General features: G+C 61.2%; 6 protein-coding genes. 4 read left to right on the top strand and 2 right to left on the bottom strand.

Annotated elements, in window-relative coordinates; translation table 11 throughout:
• A partial coding sequence (locus Q4E95_RS12445) for an SUMF1/EgtB/PvdO family nonheme iron enzyme (protein WP_303383604.1) occupies positions 1-489 on the top strand: 489 nt, incomplete at its 5' end.
• 208 nt (positions 490-697) lie between these two features.
• Complete coding sequence (locus Q4E95_RS12440) at positions 698-991, top strand: helix-turn-helix domain-containing protein (protein WP_303383603.1); 294 nt, start codon at positions 698-700, stop codon at positions 989-991.
• A gap of 6 nt (positions 992-997) precedes the next feature.
• Here the strand turns inward: Q4E95_RS12440 and Q4E95_RS12435 are convergent, their stop codons facing one another.
• Entirely contained in the window at positions 998-1,594 is a 597-nt protein-coding gene (locus Q4E95_RS12435) for a ClpP family protease (protein ID WP_303383602.1), read from the bottom strand.
• Positions 1,591-2,211, bottom strand: coding sequence for a ClpP family protease (locus Q4E95_RS12430; protein ID WP_303383601.1), 621 nt, complete (start codon positions 2,209-2,211; stop codon positions 1,591-1,593). The genes Q4E95_RS12435 and Q4E95_RS12430 overlap by 4 nt, the downstream gene beginning before the upstream one ends.
• Positions 2,212-2,421: 210 nt before the next feature.
• Here Q4E95_RS12430 and Q4E95_RS12425 point away from each other — a divergent pair, with 210 nt between their 5' ends.
• Together Q4E95_RS12425 and Q4E95_RS12420 are read left to right on the top strand one after the other, a co-directional pair.
• On the top strand, positions 2,422-2,613 hold the full coding sequence (locus tag Q4E95_RS12425) for a hypothetical protein (protein ID WP_303383600.1): 192 nt from the start codon (positions 2,422-2,424) through the stop codon (positions 2,611-2,613).
• An 84-nt stretch (positions 2,614-2,697) separates the two neighbouring features.
• Positions 2,698-2,881: type II toxin-antitoxin system Phd/YefM family antitoxin (locus tag Q4E95_RS12420; RefSeq protein WP_303383599.1), on the top strand; the 184-nt coding region annotated here is incomplete at its 3' end.

The following is a 2,881-nucleotide window of genomic DNA, read 5'->3' as shown; positions in this document are numbered from 1 at the left end:
CCTGCCGCGGACGGGTACCGGTTGCCGACCGAGGCCGAATGGGAATTCGCGTGCCGCGCCGGAACAGCCGGTCCAACCTACGGTCCACTGTCTGAGATCGCCTGGACCGAGGCGGACGGCGTCGAATCGGCCCAATCCGTGGCAACCAAGCAACCCAATGACTTTGACCTTTACGACATGATCGGGAACGTGTGGGAATGGTGCTGGGACCTGGCGGACCCGGCACGGTACGGACGTTACCGAAGCCTTCGGGGCGGGGGTTGGGCTGATCCTACGTGGAGCTGTCGTGTATCTGTTCGACGGGGAAGCGCACCGGACGCAGTCATCGACGACGTCGGTTTTCGACCGGCGCGCGGCACCGTGGGTGATCCCGGCGCCACGGAAGCGCAGGGCTGGTCCGACAAGGAAGATCGCGCTCGCGCGAATCCCCGAGGACTCGTTCCGTTCGGCTGGACGCCACTCAAGGACTTCCCGACGAACTCGATCTGATCGGGTCGACGGACACCGGAATGGCCGCACCATCGCGCTCGCGCAGGCGGCGAAATTCTTGGGCGAACAGTTGTTCGAATTGAATTCACCGCCGAACCGACGCCGTGTTCGCACCAATGAACCGGGCGCCGCGCGCCGTCGGCCTGAGACTGCCACATTAAGCTCACGGCACTGACACGAGTTCATGTATTGCGCGTAGCGTGGGTACATGGGTGACGTAGTGAAGTTTCCGGTACCTGGATCCCCGTCAGAGCTACTCTGGCGCGAGTCCGTGGGTGCTGTGCTGCGAGAGGAACGCCTCGACCGGGGCGAACGCATTGCGGATGTCGCCGGTCGAGCCGGGGTCGCGCCGCAGTACCTGTCCGAAATCGAGCGCGGGCGGAAGGACCCCTCGTCCGAGATCTTCGGTGCGGTAGCGGGCGCTCTGGACCTGACCGTTGGCGAGGTTGCGCGTCGTGCCGCGTCCACTGTCGATCGCGGCTCATTGTGCCTTGCGGCCTGATCTATCTCAATGACGAGGGCGCTGTCCGACAATCTCGTCGATGACTCCGTATTTCAATGCTTTCTCGGCAGTGAGGATGAGGTCGCGTTCCGTGTCCTTGCGAATCTGTTCCCGAGTTTTCTGCGTGTGCCGCGCAAGGATTTCTTCGAGCATCGTGCGCACACGTTCAATTTCATCGGCTTCGAGAATGAGGTCGGGGATCGCTCCGCGTCCCTCCGCTGCCGGAGCGTGAATAACTACACGCCCGTGAGGCAGTATCGATCTCCCGCCGGGTGTTCCCCCGGCAAGGATGACCGCGGCGGTGGATCCGGCTTCTCCCACACACGTTGTGTACACGTCGCACCGCACGTAATTCATGGCATCGTAAATCGCCAACATGGCGGGGATCGAACCGCCCGGTGAATTGATGTAGAGCTGAATGGGCTGGTCGGGCTTATCAGCTTCCAGGTGGACGAGCTGCGCGATGATGGCGTTGGCCACGCCGTCGTCGATCGCCGTGCCCAGATAGACAATTCTTTCTTCGAGAAGCCTCGAGTACACGTCGACCGTGCGGTCGCCCTGAGGGGTGTGGGTGGTGACGTAGGGGATGGTGTAGGTGCTCATGAGTCTGCTCCTACCCCGGTAGATACGAGGTCCGGCATGATGTCGTCCAATGTCGTCACTACGTGGTCGATGAACCCGTACTCACGTGCCTCTCGGGCGTCAAACCAGCGGTCACGCCGCGAGTCGCGCTCGATCACGTCGCGGTCTTGTCCGGTGTCCTGGGCGACCAGTGAAAGCACGGTGTCGCGGGTATGGCGGAGGTCGTCAGCCTGGATGGCGATGTCCATGGCCGTGCCGGCTATCCCCGATGATCCTTGGTGGAGCAACACTTTGGAATGTTCCATTGCGTAGCGCTTACCGGGAGTGCCGGAGGATAAGAGGAATTGCCCCGCGCTGTAAGCCATTCCGATGTTGATCGTGGCAACGTCGCAAGGAATGACGCGCATGCAGTCGCGAATCGCGAGCATTCCGGACACCGAGCCACCTGGCGAGTTAATGAGCAATGTGGTGTCGGCTCGGGAATCCTGGGCCGCCAGCAGGATGAGCCCATTACAAAGACGGTTCGAGTTCCACCCTTCCAACGGCTCCCCCAGTAGCAGGATCCGACGCTCGAACAGCTTCCGGTACATTTCTTCGTCAAGTGTGCTCCCGGTCGGAGCAGCAATAGTTTCAGTCATGCGTCAAGCTTGACCGTCAACGCGCCGGCCTCAGCCCTATGCTGCCGTGAGCAGCGCTGCTCACGGCAGCGCCGGAGGCCTTTAACTGGAGTGCTGAACATCTGTGGCAGTGGTTCGCGCCCCAACCGGCGGGTTTCCCTACGATCCTCTGCCAAATATGTCGTCGAGCTCGCGCTGTATCGAGCCCGTTCGGATGATGCGGATGGGCCCTTGCTCGCTTCGGCGGAATTCTTCACCGTGGCCGCGTACATGGCACTGGTCCCCATATTTCTCGGCAGGGCAGGCCTGGGTGTTCTCGCCGTCGCCCTGGACGTCCTGGGTGTAGCGCCGACCAATACCGACGACGCCGCTCCGGTCACCCCATCGAGCAAGGGCCTACCAGTAGCCGCACCGCGGCTCTGACCCCCGACCAGAAACTATGGAACCCGCCGGCACGATTCTGCATAGTTGACAATGAGCGTACAATTTTTTGTACGGAGGTATTCCATGAAGACTATGAATTATTCGGAATCACGGGCTCGCTATGCGGAGGTCTTGGATTCAGTAGTCGACGACCGGGAAGCGGTCATTGTGACTCGCTCTGGCCATGAGCCGGTCGTGATTGTGTCTTTGGCTGAGTACAACTCTCTCAAGGAGACGGCCTACTTGATGCGTTCCCCAGAAAATGCAC

The organism is Kocuria sp. (assembly GCF_030536815.1).
GTDB lineage: Bacteria > Actinomycetota > Actinomycetes > Actinomycetales > Micrococcaceae > Kocuria > Kocuria gwangalliensis.
This window is presented reverse-complemented; position numbering and strand designations above follow the sequence as displayed.

What these genes read in the sequence shown, in the direction of transcription:
- Q4E95_RS12440 (WP_303383603.1), top strand. Translation starts at nt 698, where the DNA reads ATGGGTGACGTAGTGAAGTTTCCGGTACCTGGATCCCCGTCAGAGCTA.
- Q4E95_RS12435 (WP_303383602.1), bottom strand. Translation starts at nt 1,594, where the DNA reads ATGAGCACCTACACCATCCCCTACGTCACCACCCACACCCCTCAGGGC.
- Q4E95_RS12430 (WP_303383601.1), bottom strand. Translation starts at nt 2,211, where the DNA reads ATGACTGAAACTATTGCTGCTCCGACCGGGAGCACACTTGACGAAGAA.